The following is a 14,758-nucleotide window of genomic DNA, read 5'->3' as shown; positions in this document are numbered from 1 at the left end:
GGCCTATTAAACCCGATCAATAGAAGATGCCTGATTGAAAACCGCAGTCACAGACAGCACCAGCACGGCCAGGATTAACGGTGCAAATGAAACCCAAAGCACCATGTCCCAACCATAAGAAACCAGCAAAGTACCCGAAGCGAATGAGCCGACGGCCATGGTGCCAAAGACGATAAAATCATTAAACGATTGCACCCGTGTGGCTTCTTCTGGCCGGTGGCATTCCAGCACCATAGCTGATGCCCCCACGAAACCAAAGTTCCAGCCAACACCCAGTAAAATCAGGCTCAACCAGAAATGCGCAACATCGATGCCCGCCAAACCGGTCATTACCGACATGGCAATCATTAACAAACCGGCCGTTACCACACGTCCGGCGCCAAAGCGCGTTATTAAACGCCCGGTAAAAAAACTGGGTAAGTACATGGCAATAACATGCCACTGCATACCCAGATTAGCCGCATCCTGGGTATGACCACACATTTGCATGGCCAATGGCGCCGATGTCATGATGAAATTCATGAGCATGTAAGACACTGCGGCACAAATAATCGCGGTAATAAAGCGCGGTTGGCGCACAATGAAGGAAAGTGGTCGCCCACCTGCCACTTTTTTGGCTGACGGCTGGGGTAAACGTACGCCAAACAATACCACCGCAGACAAGGCGGCCACTACTGCCTGCACGATATAAGTAATCGCAAACGTAAATGGCTGCCACAAGTCCATGGTATAAGTAACCAGTTGCGGCCCAATAACACCGGCCGCCACGCCACCGCCCATGACAAAAGAAAGAGACCGGGCCCGCATTTTTGGTTCTACACCATCGGCGGCGGCAAAGCGAAAAGAGAGCACCACTGCCGCATAGGCACCGCCAAAAAATGTCGCCAGGCAAAACAGCCAGAACGAGCCCAGCACCACTGCCAGCGCTGACAGCAAGCCCACCAGCACACCGCACCCCGTACCCGCCAGAAAAGCCATGCGACGCCCATAACGACGGGCAATAACACCCATAGGCAGGATACAGGCGGCCATCCCTACGACAAATACAGTAATGGGCAGGGTTGCCAGAGATTTATCGGGCGCCAGTATATTGCCAACAATTGAGCCGGTGGCATAAACAACCACTGAATTGGCACCCGCCAGGGCCTGCGCCACGGTAAGCCGGGCAATATTCCCGCGTTGCTGGCGCAGGGACAAAACAGGCATGTTGTCTTCCAATGAAGCGGTTTCGGTATGCGACAAGATTGACCCCAGTTCTAGTAAATATAACAGGAACGATATGACCTGAAAAATCCCGTGCTGATTGCTTTACAAGTATTTGAGCATCTGGCAGATTTTTCATGCATACATATCGAAACATAAAACTCCATATTACTAAATTTCATAAATATATATAAATAAAACATAAGAACTCGATGATAATATTCTATATTTACAACAAACTGCCATCACTCACCACATGCTAACCTCCCGCACTGCCCACAGAAAACAAAAAATCGGTCTCATCCTGGGAAGCGGGTCCGCGCGGGGATGGTCACATATCGGGGTCATACAGGCGCTGGAAGAGGCGGGTATAAAACCGGACATTATTTGCGGGACTTCTATTGGTGCCCTGGTTGGTGCCGCCTATGCCGCAGGTGAAATAGAGGTTTTCAGAAAATGGGTCTTGGGGCTGAGCATCAGCAATGTGCTTTCTTTCATGGATATCCGCCTGAACGGCGGGGTCCTGAAAGGCGAAAAGCTCATGAATTTTTTCAAAAGCCACTTCATGGACAGAAACATAGAGGAACTCACGCTGCCCTTTGGCTCGGTGGCCACTTCGCTAACCACCGGCAATGAAATCTGGATGCGCGAAGGATCTACGGTCGATGCCGTCAGGGCCTCTATTGCCCTGCCCGGCTTGTTCACCCCCGTTATACAGGATCAGGATATCCTGGTCGATGGTGGCCTGGTTAATCCGGTACCGGTTTCCCTGGCACGCGCCATGGGCGCCGACTTACTGATTGCCGTAGACTTGAACTCGGACCTGGTTGGCCGACATTTTTACAACCCGCCCGAGTCCGCATTTTCTTTTGGCAGCAATGCCTCCGAATGGCTTCGCAGGATCCAGCAAAATTTTGGCCTGCCAGGCAACCTCCCCGAAGAAACCACCGCGCAAATGAAAACCCCGTCTTTACTGGATGTCATTGCATCAAGCCTGAATATCATGCAGGCGCAAATCACCCGCAGCCGGATGGCCGGAGAACCGCCACATATTATCATTTCCCCACAACTGGCTCATTTGGGTTTATTGGACTTTCACCGTGCCGCAGAAGCCATTGAAGAAGGACGTCGTGCCGTAGAAATGTGCCTGCCCGCGCTAGATAAACTGAAAAAGAAAAACAGGATCTGAATACTCTTTACCAATTTTCTTGACCGGCCCCGCTTTATGGCCTGTATAAGCAAACCTCTTGCAGATTAAATACCGCAAATGCGGTTTTGTGTCGTCCTATTGCACCAAATCCTGCCCTGTCAAATGTTTTTTTCTGGCAAATCGGCTATCCTTATTGCGATTCATAAAACGAAACAAGGATAGCACTATGAAATTCAAAAATTATTTAATAACAGCACTCATCTCTTTGTTTGCCCTTACCGGCTGCCATACTGTACAGGGACTTGGCGAAGACATTTCCGCAGGGGGCCAGGCTATCGAAAGAGCCGCGCAATAATCAACAATTAACGTACCAAGCAGTTTTGCAATATCTGCCATCACGCATTTATGCTCCCTGCCTGCTGGCATCAAGCTTTCTGCCACAACAATGTCAAGGACTGAATCCTGTTAATCGGGAATTCAGTCCTTTTAATTAATACCCCCCCCGCTTTTGGCCGCTTACCGAAACCTGTATAACAAGGCTACAATATGCTCACCGTGTTGCCTGCAACAACAAAACGCGAAAGGAATAATTATGGATAAAAACGTGTTGGATGCCATCAAAAAATGGCCTGATGTTCCTGCGGTCTATGGCTGGTTATCACTTGACCTGAGCGGAAAATGGAAACTTCACCCTGCCGGCTCATATCAGCCTGGCAAGCCGGGAGAGTCCATTAGCAGCCCCCAAATCAACAATTTCATTAACCGCAATTATGCCGCCACTGAAAAAGGCGAATGGTTTTTTCAGAATGGCCCGCAGCGTGTTTATGTCTGCCTTGAGCATGCGCCCTATGCGTTGCACCTGGCCGAAGACGGCCTCACGCTTGACACCCATACCCTGCAGACGGTACAAACCATACACGCGTGGTATCTGGACGAACAAGGCTTTCTGTATGCACAAACAAATCTTGGTGCAGCGATTATTTGCGGACGGGATACCCCCCAGGTTATTGACTGCTTTTCAATTGGCCCCCCCAATGACCCTGACGGCAAGCAAGATAGCCTGTCAGAAAAGCACCTGCTTGAACTTAGGCAGGGACAGCAACTGGATGTCAGTTACCGGCAACACCCCGAATACAGTGCCCCCTTGCAACAAATTAACAGCAAGCTGATACCAGAGAAAATGAATTTTATTACCCGGCCCATGGCGGAATAATTTTTAACCAGCCATTGTCAACTTAAGCAATAATCCATGTATTATTGTATGTATACACGAATTACCCGTAATTTATGACTTATCACGAATCTTCTTTTTATTTTCCGGCACCGGTTGAGCAACGATTTTGCACACAATGCGGCTCTGTTCTTTCCCGTAAAATCCCACCCGATGACAACCGTGTGCGTGATATTTGCGATAACTGCGGTGCCATCCATTATAAAAACCCACTGGTTGTCGTGGGTACCATTCCTGTCTGGGAAGATAAAATCCTGCTCTGTCGCCGCGCCATCGAACCTCGTTACGACAAATGGACATTACCCGCTGGCTTTATGGAACTTAGCGAAACCAGCAGCTTGGGCGCTGTGCGTGAAACCACGGAAGAAGCCGGTGCTGACATCACGCTTAAACAACTTTTTACCATCATAGATGTTGCAGGCGTCAATCAGGTACACATGTATTTCCTGGCCGATGCTAATAGCCCAAAACTGGATCCCGGCCCCGAAAGCCTGGAAGCCCGTTATTTTGGCATTGATGAAATCCCCTGGGACGAGCTTTCATTCCGGACCGTTACCCAAACGCTCAAACGTTATATCGAAGACAAGGAACGCGGGGTTTTCACCACCCACTATCTTTCTTTATCCTAAGCAATGACGCTTCCCTGGCTTGACCTGCAAACCCCGTTTCCCCCGCCCGAATATGCCCTTGACGAACCCGACGGACTGCTGGCCTATGGTGGAGATTTATCCATCTGTCGCATGATCAGCGCCTATCGCCAGGGTATTTTTCCCTGGTATTCCGAACCACAGCCTATCCTGTGGTGGGCGCCCTCCCAACGTATGGTGCTCAAGTGCAAAGATTTCGTCATTTCGCATAGCCTGAAGAAAAAACTCAGGCAAATTGCCAAACAGGAAACCCTGCCCAATCCTGCCATTCAAGTCAAGGTGGATACCGCCTTTGTCCAGGTCATGCAGGCCTGTTCCGCCCCCCGGAAAAACCAGGGTGGCACCTGGATCAGCCAGGCCATTATCAATGCTTACGCAAACCTGCACGCACTTGGCCTTGCCCATAGCATTGAAACCTGGATTGATGGCAAGCTGGCTGGTGGCTTTTACGGTGTTTCAATCGGAAAAATGTTTTATGGTGAATCCATGTTTTCCAACGTAAGCGACAGCTCCAAGATTGCACTGGCCTATGCGGTCCGTTTTCTGGCACTCCATGGTATTGAATGGATAGACTGCCAGCAGGAAACCAGACACCTGGGCAGTCTTGGTGCGGCACCTGTTTCACGCCAGGCATTTATGGAACACCTGAAAAAAACCATTTCCCAAACTTCACCCCCCTGGCAAGCAGGAATATTATGCTCAAATGGTCATATCTATTGAATCCGGCTTGGTTATTTGGGTATATTTAACCCATGAGCGAGATTCATGACCCCAACCTGCACATATTGCATTACTACTTAACAGCCTCCTACCCTTGCAGTTATCTTGAAGGCAGGACAGCCCGTTCCCGGGTGGTAGCACCGGGTCATCTGGTTAATGCCAACGCCTATGCCAGCTTGTTAAGAACCGGTTTTCGTCGTAGCGGCCTGTTCACTTATCAGCCCCAGTGTGATCATTGCCAGGCTTGCACATCGGTTCGTATTAATACGGTCGCTTTCAAACCCAACGCCAGCCAAAAACGCACCATGAAGCGTCATCGTGACCTGTCTGCCCGCACAGTGCCTCTGCAGTGGTCCGATGAGCATTTTCTTCTGTATAGCCGTTACCAGCATCAACGCCACCCTGGCGGTGGCATGGACGACCAGGGACGCGAACAATATGAGCAATTCCTGCTAACCAGCCACGTCAACACTGAACTGCTCGAATTCCGTTCAGCCGATGGTGTCCTGCGCATTGTTTCAATTATTGATATTAGTGATGACGGCCTGTCTTCCGTTTATACCTTTTATGATCCCGACTACCCGGGCAGCCTGGGCACCTATGGCATTTTATGGCAGATAGAACAATGCCAACAGCTTGGCCTGCCCTGGTTATATCTGGGATACTGGATCAAGGAAAGCCCTAAAATGTCCTATAAAACACAGTTTCGGCCTATTCAGCAATATATCAATAAACAATGGATTGAGTATATTCCCGGGCAAGAATAGTTTTAAGTAAAAATAAGCATTAAAATGGGCAAATTCCATTTTTTCTCATCGTCATGTTCAATACATTCAAACTTTATCCATTTGTTCGCCCGCTGCTGTTTTCATTAGACGCCGAAACGGCTCATGAAATGACATTGAAATCATTGCAAAAAGCCCACCAGTGCAAGGTTACCCGCGAATTGCTAAAAGGCAACCGCACTCTGCTTCCTACCACCTTAATGGGCCTGCCACTGCGCAACCCTATAGGGCTGGCAGCCGGACTGGATAAAAACGGGGAATGCATTGATGCCCTGGGCCAACTTGGTTTTGGCTTTATTGAAGTAGGCACGGTAACCCCCCGCGCCCAGACCGGTAATCCCAAACCCCGCATGTTTCGTCTGCCCCAGGCGGACTCCCTGATTAACCGCATGGGCTTTAACAATCATGGGCTGGATACGTTCCTGCAAAATGTCCAAAACAGCGAATGGCGCGAAAAAAGAGGGGTTCTTGGCCTGAATATCGGAAAAAATGCCGACACCCCCATTGAGAATGCGGCCAGTGACTACCTGATCGGCCTTGAAGGCGTTTACCCTTTTGCCGATTATGTCACCATTAATATCTCTTCACCCAACACCAAAAACCTGCGTGCATTGCAGGGGGGTGACGAGTTAAGTGATTTATTGCGGCAAATTGCCGACAAACGCAAAGAATTGGCCGACCGTTACGGTCGCCGGGTGCCGGTCGTTGTCAAAATCGCTCCCGATCTTGAGGCAGAACAAATCCAGGCGATTGCCCATATTTTGCCGCGCTTCGAGATTGATGGGGTTATTGCCACCAATACCACGCTTTCACGCGACGCTGTTCAGGGCCTTAAACACAGCGAAGAAAGTGGTGGCCTGTCGGGCCCTCCGGTTCATGAACTGTCACTCAAGGTTATTGAATCGCTCAGAAAGGAAATGGGCACAGATTTTACAATTATTGGCGTTGGTGGCATTAATTCAGGTAAGCAGGCACTTGAAAAAATCAATGCCGGTGCCAATGCAGTACAACTGTATACCGGCCTTATTTACCAAGGCCCCAAACTCATTGCCGATTGTGTGGATTCGCTTAGAAATTGCGATGTTTTTATGCGTAAATAAACCTTTGCACCAAGACCTGCTTTCATCAAGCAGGATCTTACAAACATTTCGCAAAAAAAAAGAGCCCTGAAGAAGGGCTCTTTTTACTGCCTGGTTATAACAAATTAGTTACGACCACCAGCGCGAGCAGCTGTTTTAGCAGCATTTGCTACGTTGTTGGCAGCTGCTGTTGTGGCAGCAGTAGCAGACTCTGTTGCCTTGATAGTGGCATTAGTAGCTGCAGCCAGGTTGCCTTCGGCAACTTCAACGGCCTGTTTGGCAGCTTTGTTCAAAGAATCATAAGCCGTGTTGGCGGTTGCCAGAGAAGATTTCAGCAAAGCAACGGCACTTTCAGAACCGGTAGGTGCATTTTTAGCCAGTTGATCGATGCTTTCAGCGATTTGCTGTTGGCCTTCGGCAACTTGGGTTTCTGTCAGTTTGATCAATTCGTTGCTAAGATTTGAGAAAATGTCATAGACATTTTTTGTGTAAGCAACGGCTTTTTCAGCGTTAGGCTGAGCCATGGCAGAAACGAAAGCAACCGCTTCCTGTGGATCTTTCAATGCAGAAACTTGTTGAGATTGCTCGGCAGCCTCACCCAAAGAAGCCTTGATGACTTTCAGGTTCAGGTCAACCAGTTTCTCGAAACCACCAAAGATTGAACCTTGTACGGCAACGAAAGTGTTAACGGCTGATTTTTGACGATCTAAAATTTGTTGTGGGATTGCGCTCATGATATATCCTAGGTAAAAATAAATAAGTTTGTGTAGTAAAGAAGCTGTTGCATGATAAGTTGAACAGCCGGTTGCAATATCATATTCAGGAAATTACTGCCAACCTATTTATATTGCACCGCACAATTCAAATTATACGTCTTTCCTGTTACCGGTCAAGCTATTTTTGTGCATTGCACAAAATAATTACAAAAAACTAAAAAACCCAACCATTTGAAATATAATTGTTTTTTATTAAGTCTTGATGACAGGCTTTTTATATCACGCATTTTTAACGGCCTATTTATGACTCTCTTTGTGACACTCATATCCCAAATCTGACGAAATTTTGGCCGCGGTATCAATGAGCAGCTCAACCCACTCATCGCGCATCCGCTCTGAAGGGGAAGAAATGGACAGGCCGGCAACCAATTTACCACTATCGTCAAAAACCCCCGCTGAAATACAACGTACGCCCAGCTCAAGCTCTTCGTTGTCTCTGGCATAACCGTGACGACGCACAAAAGCCAATTCCTTTTCAAGACGTTCAAGATTGGTAAGGCTATTACCCGTGGTACCGCCCAGCCCGGTACGTAATGCGTAAGCACGTACATTACGGGGTTCGGTCGCAGCCAGAAAAAGCTTGCCTACCGAAGTAAGGTGCAATGGCGCACGACCACCAATGGCCCGAACCACCTGCATCCCTGAACGCTCGCTCCAGGCCCGGTCTATGTAGACAATATCATCGCCCTGCTGGATAGACAAATTGATGGTTTGCCCGGTAAGCCGATGCAAGGTATGCATATGTTCATGGGCAATTTCCCTGACATTCAACCGGTCTTTGACCAGGGAGCCCAGCTCTAGCAGACGCATGCCAAGCTGGTACATGCCGTTATTAACCCTGTCTACATATCGGCCGGCAGCAAGATCATTCAGGATCCGGTGTGCCGTTGACGAGTGTAAGTTGGACAGGGCGGCAATCTTTTTCAGGGAAGCAGGCTCATCCTGCTCGGCCAGGACATCAAGCAATTTCATGGCCCGCTCAAGGACCTGAATAGTAATGTCAGAAGAAGAGGATTTGACCGATGGTACGATTGGACTCTTGGCAGTCATGCTTATAACTTTGTATGTTGCGATGCAATATATTTTATCCCATCATGTGAAAAGAAGCTATGCTTATCTTTTTACTTACGACACACATCGCTTCTTATAGGCCCTTCCTGGACAGCACCACCTGTGTTAGACACTGAAGCGTCCCCCGGCTCTGAGGATTTCTCCTTTTAAATAGGAAAATGCCTCTTGCACGGCAGGTGATGGTCCTTTCACACCCAGATCGACAAAGGGTGGGTTATTATCCCTGGCCACGGTGGGCAGACTGAATGTCCTGACACCCGGCCAGTTGATTTCAATAAATTCCAGTGCCGACGTAATGCGGGACTCTGGCAATGAGTAGGCCAGAATGGAATGTTCTTCAAGACGCTGAAGGTGATGATACTGCTCATAGCGTTGGTCAAGCGTCCATTCAATCATGGGCCAGGCCATTTCAGGAAAACCAGGCAGGAAAGTGTGGTCCTGAATAAAAAACCCCGGAATTTTATTATAAGGATTGGGCACAATTTCAGCACCGTTGGGAAATACGCCCATGGCCAGCCGGCGCTGGTTTTCGGGTGTTCCCATGTCTATGCTGCCACGGCCTTGTTTGGCCAGTTCCTGAAAACGCGAGGTAATCAGCTTGGCGGCAATAGGGTGCAGTTCCAGTTCGACACCCAGTGCCAAAGCAACGGCATCACGGGTTTTGTCATCGGGAGTGGCGCCAATGCCGCCACAAGAAAACACAATATCACCGGACGCGAAACTGCGTTTATATTCCTGCACAAGCGTATCAAGGTCATCTGGCAAAAAACGGGCCCATGACAATTGCATGCCCCTGTTGGACAGCATCGAAATAACTTTCGACAAATGCTTGTCTTCCCGACGTCCGGAAAGGATTTCATCACCAACAATAAACAAACCTATTTTTCTTATCGAGTTATTACCCATGTTTTTCACCTTCTGGGCTGCTTGGCCCAAATACCAGATAAAGCATTATTGATTCTGCACAGCAGTTAAATTTTGACTTAAAAACAATTATTGCTTTATGATGATAAGCCAATCGGCAACGGAAAAAAAGTATCTGGGGTCTTGCCTGCGTTGTTTTTTATGTTTGCCTGCCTTTTTTCGACTATTATTGATTATGTTAATTCAAAATCCAAGTCAACACGCTTCTACAATCGTTAACAAACTGCATAATCCCAACGTCTGGCTTATTGCATGCTATTGCGCACAATGGTGTGACACCTGCAAAGAATACTTTAATGCATTTACAGAATTAAGCCACCGCTTTCCCCAGCACCTGTTTGTTTGGGTAGACATAGAAGAAGAGCCCGATCTGCTTGATGATATTGATATTGAAAACTTTCCGACGCTATTGATTCAAATTGAAGGAAAGAATCATTTTTTTGGCACCCTGCTGCCCTACATCAGCCACCTGGAGCGAATATTGCAAAATATCCGCCCCGATAGCCCTGCTCAGCCAAACGGCCCCGCTTCGTTCAGTCGTTTGATTCAGCAGACTTAATATTTTTCTTGGGTCGTCCACCCAATAAAATGGCCAGCTGCGGCTGCTTGGAAGTCGCCTGGTGCTCTATCCATTTTTGTTCCTGCTGCTGTCGCTGGGCCTCTTTTTGCGGATCTTTTACCGATGGTTCATAAGGCCTGAAGAAAAAATCGTCGATGGGTGCCGGCCGTGAACCGGGGAAAGTTCGCTTGAAGCGTTCGCCTTTGCCACCACGACTACGCGAATCATTACTGGCGTGAGCACGACTCTGGGAAGCCTCAGGAATATTCAGGGCACCACGCGGCACTTTAACCTTAATGAGTTTTTCTATATCTTCAAGCAGTTTTTCTTCGTGATCGGTATACAGGGCAATGGCCTCACCGGAAGCCCCCGCCCTACCCGTACGCCCAATACGATGCACATAATCTTCAGGGTTAAACGGAAGGTCTACGTTAATCACACAAGGCAAACCGGCCACGTCAAGTCCGCGGGCCGCCACATCGGTAGCCACCAGCACGGCGGTTTCGCCCGATTTGAAAGATTCCAGTGCCTTGATACGTTCTAGCTGGGATTTATCGCCATGAATGGATTCTGCCTTGATGCCTTCTTTGACCAGTTCACGCGTTAAACGGCTGGCGCCAATTTTTGTATTGACAAAAATAATGACCTGGCTAAGGTTACGCGACTTGAGCAAATGCAATACCGCTGCCTGCTTTTGATGGTTAGACACCGGGTAAGCGATCTGGGTCACGTTTTCAGCTGTGGCATTTTGGGGGGCCACATTGATTTCAATGGGAGACTTCAGGAAAGAGCGCGCCAGCTTTCTGATTTCTCCACTAAACGTGGCGGAAAACAGCAGGCTTTGCCTGGATTTTGGCAACAGTTTAACGATACGCTCCAGATCAGGCAAAAAGCCCATATCCAGCATTCTGTCCGCTTCATCAAGAACCAGGGTGTTAACCTGGGACAAATTGATGGTTTTCTGTTCTATATGATCTAGCAAACGGCCTGGTGTAGCAATAACCAGTTCGCATCCTTTGCGCAACTCTTCTTTTTGGGCAGCAATATCTACACCACCAAACACCACGGCCACACGCAAGGGACAACTTTCGCTGTAACGCTTGACACTATCCGCCACCTGATCAGCCAATTCACGGGTGGGCGCTAAAATAAGCGCACGCACCGGATGCCTGGCAGGCGAAGTACTGTTACTGGCATAAGGCATTAAACGGTGCAACAGGGGTAATGTAAAGGCTGCGGTTTTACCGGTTCCGGTTTGGGCCGCGCCCATGACATCACGGCCATCGATAATAGCGGGTATAGCCTGAGCCTGAATAGGGGTGGCGACTGTATAGCCACTGGCTGAAATGGCGGTTAAAAGGTCTGGATGCAGACCAAATTCACTAAAAGACTTCACACTTTCAGCATTGGCATTAGAGGTATCCGTCATTGGGTCCTGAACAATAAAATAAAATATTCGTGCTTGCAATAATATGCAAAAAATAACAATTAACTGCTTATTTTACTACTCTGGCATCTCATAATAGCCAATTCAGGAAAGTCATGGCCGAATTTATCAAAAAACCCAGCGCAATAGCCACAGGGTACCCATGCCAACAGCAATTAACACCAAAATACTGCGGAAGCGGAAAAATGCCAATCCGGCAACGAGACCCGCAAACAATTCGGGGCCTACGCGAGGTATTTCGCCCTGGGCCCAGGGTAGCAGACTGGGCACAATGATGGCAACCAAAGCGGCCACCGGCGCATAACGCAAACCGCTTTTTACATTGTCAGACAAAGGGATATAACCACCAATCAGCAAGTAACCAACCCGGGTAATAAAAGCACACAACACCATCAGGGCGGTTGCCTTCAAGACGTATTCAACACTCATTTTGCACCGCCTTTTTTGGTTTTCCTGCCCTGCTTACCATACTTTTCAGCCAGCACACCGGCCACCACGCCCACCACAATTGCCATAAACAGGCCAAGCCTGAAAGGCAACTGCTGCCCCACCCAGGAGGCAGCCCCCGCCGCCACAACGGTAACCAGCATGGGGTGGGTCCGGACCATGGGAATCACAATAGCCAGCAAGGTGAAAACACCGGCATACTCAAGCGACCAGGAGCCTGGAATATAACTGCCCACATAAATACCCAAAACGGTTGACACCTGCCATACCAACCATAACAGGACAGACGCCGACATATAGTAGCCATAATACATGCCTATCCGGCCAGGCCGCTGCGCACGGAAGCGATTCATGAACAGGACAAACCCGACATCGGTTAAAAAATACCCGGCTACCATCCGCCGCAAAACTGAAAAATGCCTGAAATAAGGATATAGACTGGCGCCAAAAATAATAAATCGCAGGTTAACGATCATTGCCGCAAAAAAAACCACCCACAGCGGCGCATTCAGGGCCATTAATGGTGCCACAGTCAGCTGCAGGGAGCCGGCATATACCAAAAAAGAAATCAGCACGGCCTGCCAGGCAGCAAGCCCATAATTAACCATGGCGACCCCTGTCACAAACCCCCAGACTGACAAGGCGAACAGATTAGGCGCAATATGCCTGCCGCCCATGAGCCAGGACAGTTTTTTTATTGAAAGCCGGGCGGGCAGTGATTTTTCACCCGTTGATAACTGCACAGACAAAACGACTTCCTTGTACAATGATTGAAATTATTAACCGTAGACCGAATTCTAGCAAAGCACAGACGTTTTCATTAAAATAAGATCAGGTTTCATTCAGAAACAGGCTTATTTAGCCGCGTTTGCGTCCAAGCCCTGTATTCGTGAAGATTTAATGTTTCGGCTATTGCATGCCCAGAAGGAAAAAAATGTCATCTCAAGCAACACAAGAACCCATTATTGTTACTGCACAAGACCTGCCTTTACATTGCCCCGGCCCCAACGCCCCCCGCTGGAGCCTGCATCCGCGCGTTTTCCTTGACGTCACCAAAACCGGTGATGTCAGTTGCCCGTATTGCGGCACCCACTACAAACTGAAAGAAGGCGAAAAAGTGCATGGGCACTAAAACATCCGACACCATCAAACGCAGTGTGTTTACCAGCCCTGCCGAAGTCGAGCAGTCTTTTTATGAAGCGTTGCGTGAGGCTGACCTGAACAAACTCATGCAAACCTGGGCTGATGATGAAGACATTGTCTGCATCCACCCCAATGGTGAACGCCTGGTTGGCTCCCAGGCCATCCAGGCCTCATGGAAAGAAATTCTTGCCAAGGGGCCGCTTAGCATCGAGGCAAAAATACCAGTTATTTTTCATCATGGCATGATCGTTATTCATACTATTCTCGAAAGGCATTATTTTGCCACCACAATGGGCCAGAAAGAATTGCTTTGTCATGTCACCAATATTTTCCAGAAAAATCTCGGCGGCTGGCATCTCATCTTGCACCACGCTTCGCTGGCTCCCCCCGATACCGCCCTTGACGAATTGCATCCAACCACCAGTATGCTGCTACATTAACCCCTACAACACCTGTCAACCTTGAATACCCAACTGGATCTTAGTGCTTGCCCTTCTCCGAAGTGGTTGCCCGACGGACAATCACAAACCATTTTTGCGGCGCGGTTCGTGCCCCGGCCAAAAATTGTCTATGCACGTGAAAGAATCACCACGACAGACAATGACTTCATTGATATAGACTGGAATATTCCTGGCCTGCACCCGCTTGCACCAGACAATGACAGGCCTGCCGCCCCCACTGTTTTTCAGCAAGAGCCACTTACACCCCCACCCTTGCCGGGCACACAACCTGCCCTGATCTTGTTTCATGGCCTGGAAGGTAGCAGCCAAAGCCATTATGCCCGTGCCATTTGCCATTATTTCCGGCAAAAAAACTGGGTCGTTGCGGTTGCCCATTTTCGTGGCTGCTCAGGAGAACCCAACAAGTTGCCCCGCTCCTACTTTTCAGGGGACTCGGCCGATATCGACACCATTTTCCATCATGTTCGCCAGCGTCTGCCCAATGCCCGCTGGCATGCCTGCGGCATTTCAATGGGTGGCAATGCACTGCTGAAATACACCGGAGAGCAACAGGAAAGCCTGGGCTGGCTTCAGGCAGTAGCAGGTATATCCGTGCCCCTGGACCTGCTGGCCACCGGTCAGCAATTGGAAACCGGATTTTTTGGCCGTTTTGTGTATACGCCCCATTTCCTGCAAACCATGAAAAAGAAAATCCGGGAAAAAGACCGGCAATTTCCCAATGCGATTAATATCCATAAAATCTTGCAGGCCAAAACCCTGTTTGATTTTGATGATGCCTATACGGGCCCGGTACATGGTTTCAAGGGTGCCCTTGACTACTGGACCCGTTGTTCAAGCAAACCATTCCTTAAAGATATCCGTATTCCCGCACTGGTATTGAATGCCAGAAACGATCCTTTCATTCCAGAAACCTCGTTACCTGGCATTAAGGACGTTTCCACATACGTCACCCTGCATCAGCCCAAAACAGGCGGCCATGCCGGGTTTTCTACCGGACCCTTTCCCTCAAGCTTTGAATGGTTGCCACACCGGCTGGAGAAGTTTTTCTGCCAGGGCTGTTAACAGCCTGCGCTGCAACTGCCACTACCCGTATTTGTTTTTACCGCATCTGTTTT

18 protein-coding genes are annotated in these 14,758 nt (G+C 48.9%); 11 read left to right on the top strand and 7 right to left on the bottom strand.

Translation table 11 applies throughout. From position 1 onward, the window contains the following. Nucleotides 1-6: 6 nt before the first annotated feature. A complete protein-coding gene (locus JHL22_RS12565) occupies nt 7-1,206 on the bottom strand; it encodes an MFS transporter (RefSeq protein ID WP_407926777.1) in 1,200 nt (399 codons plus the stop codon). Between the two features lie 253 nt (nt 1,207-1,459). Between JHL22_RS12565 and rssA the strand changes: the two genes are divergently transcribed. The 7 genes from rssA (at nt 1,460) to JHL22_RS12530 (ending at nt 6,836) form a co-directional block, all read left to right on the top strand. Beyond that, nucleotides 1,460-2,392 carry a patatin-like phospholipase RssA gene (gene rssA, locus JHL22_RS12560; protein ID WP_200238065.1) on the top strand — a complete coding sequence of 311 codons (933 nt, stop codon included), beginning with the start codon at nt 1,460-1,462 and terminating at the stop codon, nt 2,390-2,392. Nucleotides 2,393-2,579: 187 nt separating this feature from the next. After that, the gene (locus JHL22_RS12555; protein WP_200238062.1) at nt 2,580-2,708 is read left to right on the top strand and encodes an entericidin A/B family lipoprotein; all 129 of its coding nucleotides are present in this window, start codon (nt 2,580-2,582) and stop codon (nt 2,706-2,708) included. A 237-nt stretch (nt 2,709-2,945) separates the two neighbouring features. After that, nucleotides 2,946-3,566 (top strand): DUF2946 family protein, encoded by a 621-nt coding sequence (locus tag JHL22_RS12550; protein ID WP_200238059.1) that lies wholly within the window; start codon nt 2,946-2,948, stop codon nt 3,564-3,566. Nucleotides 3,567-3,640: 74 nt separating this feature from the next. Continuing rightward, complete coding sequence (locus tag JHL22_RS12545) at nt 3,641-4,213, top strand: NUDIX hydrolase (protein WP_200238057.1); 573 nt, start codon at nt 3,641-3,643, stop codon at nt 4,211-4,213. 3 nt (nt 4,214-4,216) lie between these two features. After that, nucleotides 4,217-4,951, top strand: a complete 735-nt coding sequence (aat, locus tag JHL22_RS12540) for a leucyl/phenylalanyl-tRNA--protein transferase (protein WP_200238054.1) — start codon at nt 4,217-4,219, stop codon at nt 4,949-4,951. Between the two features lie 32 nt (nt 4,952-4,983). Then, nucleotides 4,984-5,718: an arginyltransferase gene (locus JHL22_RS12535; protein WP_200238052.1), complete on the top strand. Its 735-nt coding sequence runs from the start codon at nt 4,984-4,986 to the stop codon at nt 5,716-5,718. A 53-nt stretch (nt 5,719-5,771) separates the two neighbouring features. Next, the gene (locus tag JHL22_RS12530; RefSeq protein WP_200238049.1) at nt 5,772-6,836 is read left to right on the top strand and encodes a quinone-dependent dihydroorotate dehydrogenase; all 1,065 of its coding nucleotides are present in this window, start codon (nt 5,772-5,774) and stop codon (nt 6,834-6,836) included. A gap of 104 nt (nt 6,837-6,940) precedes the next feature. Here JHL22_RS12530 and phaP read toward each other — a convergent pair whose 3' ends face one another. The 3 genes from phaP to JHL22_RS12515 form a co-directional block, all read right to left on the bottom strand. After that, on the bottom strand, nt 6,941-7,549 hold the full coding sequence (gene phaP, locus JHL22_RS12525; RefSeq protein WP_200238047.1) for a TIGR01841 family phasin: 609 nt from the start codon (nt 7,547-7,549) through the stop codon (nt 6,941-6,943). Nucleotides 7,550-7,828: 279 nt separating this feature from the next. Further along, nucleotides 7,829-8,641 (bottom strand): IclR family transcriptional regulator, encoded by an 813-nt coding sequence (locus JHL22_RS12520; protein WP_200238045.1) that lies wholly within the window; start codon nt 8,639-8,641, stop codon nt 7,829-7,831. A 126-nt stretch (nt 8,642-8,767) separates the two neighbouring features. Continuing rightward, the gene (locus JHL22_RS12515; RefSeq protein WP_200238042.1) at nt 8,768-9,568 is read right to left on the bottom strand and encodes a competence/damage-inducible protein A; all 801 of its coding nucleotides are present in this window, start codon (nt 9,566-9,568) and stop codon (nt 8,768-8,770) included. A gap of 97 nt (nt 9,569-9,665) precedes the next feature. Between JHL22_RS12515 and JHL22_RS12510 the strand changes: the two genes are divergently transcribed. Then, nucleotides 9,666-10,145, top strand: coding sequence for a thioredoxin family protein (locus tag JHL22_RS12510; protein ID WP_407926774.1), 480 nt, complete (start codon nt 9,666-9,668; stop codon nt 10,143-10,145). Here the strand turns inward: JHL22_RS12510 and JHL22_RS12505 are convergent. The 3 genes from JHL22_RS12505 to JHL22_RS12495 all read right to left on the bottom strand — a co-directional run bounded on the left by JHL22_RS12505 (nt 10,120) and on the right by JHL22_RS12495 (nt 12,782). Next, nucleotides 10,120-11,574 (bottom strand): DEAD/DEAH box helicase, encoded by a 1,455-nt coding sequence (locus JHL22_RS12505; RefSeq protein WP_200238039.1) that lies wholly within the window; start codon nt 11,572-11,574, stop codon nt 10,120-10,122. The two genes, JHL22_RS12510 and JHL22_RS12505, sit on opposite strands and share 26 nt — an antisense overlap. 126 nt (nt 11,575-11,700) lie before the next feature. Further along, nucleotides 11,701-12,021 (bottom strand): AzlD domain-containing protein, encoded by a 321-nt coding sequence (locus JHL22_RS12500; protein WP_200238036.1) that lies wholly within the window; start codon nt 12,019-12,021, stop codon nt 11,701-11,703. Further along, nucleotides 12,018-12,782 (bottom strand): AzlC family ABC transporter permease, encoded by a 765-nt coding sequence (locus JHL22_RS12495; RefSeq protein ID WP_329610670.1) that lies wholly within the window; start codon nt 12,780-12,782, stop codon nt 12,018-12,020. Before JHL22_RS12495 ends, JHL22_RS12500 begins: the two co-directional genes overlap by 4 nt. A 191-nt stretch (nt 12,783-12,973) precedes the next feature. Here JHL22_RS12495 and JHL22_RS12490 point away from each other — a divergent pair, with 191 nt between their 5' ends. The 3 genes from JHL22_RS12490 to JHL22_RS12480 are packed head-to-tail and all read left to right on the top strand — an operon-like array spanning nt 12,974 to nt 14,705. Then, the gene (locus tag JHL22_RS12490; protein WP_200238033.1) at nt 12,974-13,171 is read left to right on the top strand and encodes a zinc-finger domain-containing protein; all 198 of its coding nucleotides are present in this window, start codon (nt 12,974-12,976) and stop codon (nt 13,169-13,171) included. Further along, entirely contained in the window at nt 13,161-13,622 is a 462-nt protein-coding gene (locus tag JHL22_RS12485; protein WP_200238030.1) for a YybH family protein, read from the top strand. Before JHL22_RS12490 ends, JHL22_RS12485 begins: the two co-directional genes overlap by 11 nt. 12 nt (nt 13,623-13,634) lie before the next feature. Further along, nucleotides 13,635-14,705, top strand: a complete 1,071-nt coding sequence (locus JHL22_RS12480) for a YheT family hydrolase (RefSeq protein ID WP_407926776.1) — start codon at nt 13,635-13,637, stop codon at nt 14,703-14,705. Nucleotides 14,706-14,758: the final 53 nt, after the last annotated feature.

Origin of the sequence: Advenella mandrilli (assembly GCF_016595155.1) — a bacterium.
GTDB classification, from domain to species: domain Bacteria; phylum Pseudomonadota; class Gammaproteobacteria; order Burkholderiales; family Burkholderiaceae_B; genus Advenella; species Advenella mandrilli.
This window is presented reverse-complemented; position numbering and strand designations above follow the sequence as displayed.

Excerpts from the sequence above, each read along its gene's own strand:
- JHL22_RS12485 (WP_200238030.1), top strand. The coding sequence starts at position 13,161 with ATGGGCACTAAAACATCCGACACCATCAAACGCAGTGTGTTTACCAGC.
- JHL22_RS12510 (WP_407926774.1), top strand. The coding sequence starts at position 9,666 with ATGATGATAAGCCAATCGGCAACGGAAAAAAAGTATCTGGGGTCTTGC.
- JHL22_RS12530 (WP_200238049.1), top strand. The coding sequence starts at position 5,772 with ATGTTCAATACATTCAAACTTTATCCATTTGTTCGCCCGCTGCTGTTT.
- aat (WP_200238054.1), top strand. The coding sequence starts at position 4,217 with ATGACGCTTCCCTGGCTTGACCTGCAAACCCCGTTTCCCCCGCCCGAA.
- JHL22_RS12545 (WP_200238057.1), top strand. The coding sequence starts at position 3,641 with ATGACTTATCACGAATCTTCTTTTTATTTTCCGGCACCGGTTGAGCAA.
- JHL22_RS12500 (WP_200238036.1), bottom strand. The coding sequence starts at position 12,021 with ATGAGTGTTGAATACGTCTTGAAGGCAACCGCCCTGATGGTGTTGTGT.
- JHL22_RS12505 (WP_200238039.1), bottom strand. The coding sequence starts at position 11,574 with ATGACGGATACCTCTAATGCCAATGCTGAAAGTGTGAAGTCTTTTAGT.
- JHL22_RS12515 (WP_200238042.1), bottom strand. The coding sequence starts at position 9,568 with ATGGGTAATAACTCGATAAGAAAAATAGGTTTGTTTATTGTTGGTGAT.
- JHL22_RS12490 (WP_200238033.1), top strand. The coding sequence starts at position 12,974 with ATGTCATCTCAAGCAACACAAGAACCCATTATTGTTACTGCACAAGAC.
- phaP (WP_200238047.1), bottom strand. The coding sequence starts at position 7,549 with ATGAGCGCAATCCCACAACAAATTTTAGATCGTCAAAAATCAGCCGTT.
- JHL22_RS12550 (WP_200238059.1), top strand. The coding sequence starts at position 2,946 with ATGGATAAAAACGTGTTGGATGCCATCAAAAAATGGCCTGATGTTCCT.
- rssA (WP_200238065.1), top strand. The coding sequence starts at position 1,460 with ATGCTAACCTCCCGCACTGCCCACAGAAAACAAAAAATCGGTCTCATC.
- JHL22_RS12520 (WP_200238045.1), bottom strand. The coding sequence starts at position 8,641 with ATGACTGCCAAGAGTCCAATCGTACCATCGGTCAAATCCTCTTCTTCT.
- JHL22_RS12565 (WP_407926777.1), bottom strand. The coding sequence starts at position 1,206 with ATGCCTGTTTTGTCCCTGCGCCAGCAACGCGGGAATATTGCCCGGCTT.
- JHL22_RS12535 (WP_200238052.1), top strand. The coding sequence starts at position 4,984 with ATGAGCGAGATTCATGACCCCAACCTGCACATATTGCATTACTACTTA.
- JHL22_RS12555 (WP_200238062.1), top strand. The coding sequence starts at position 2,580 with ATGAAATTCAAAAATTATTTAATAACAGCACTCATCTCTTTGTTTGCC.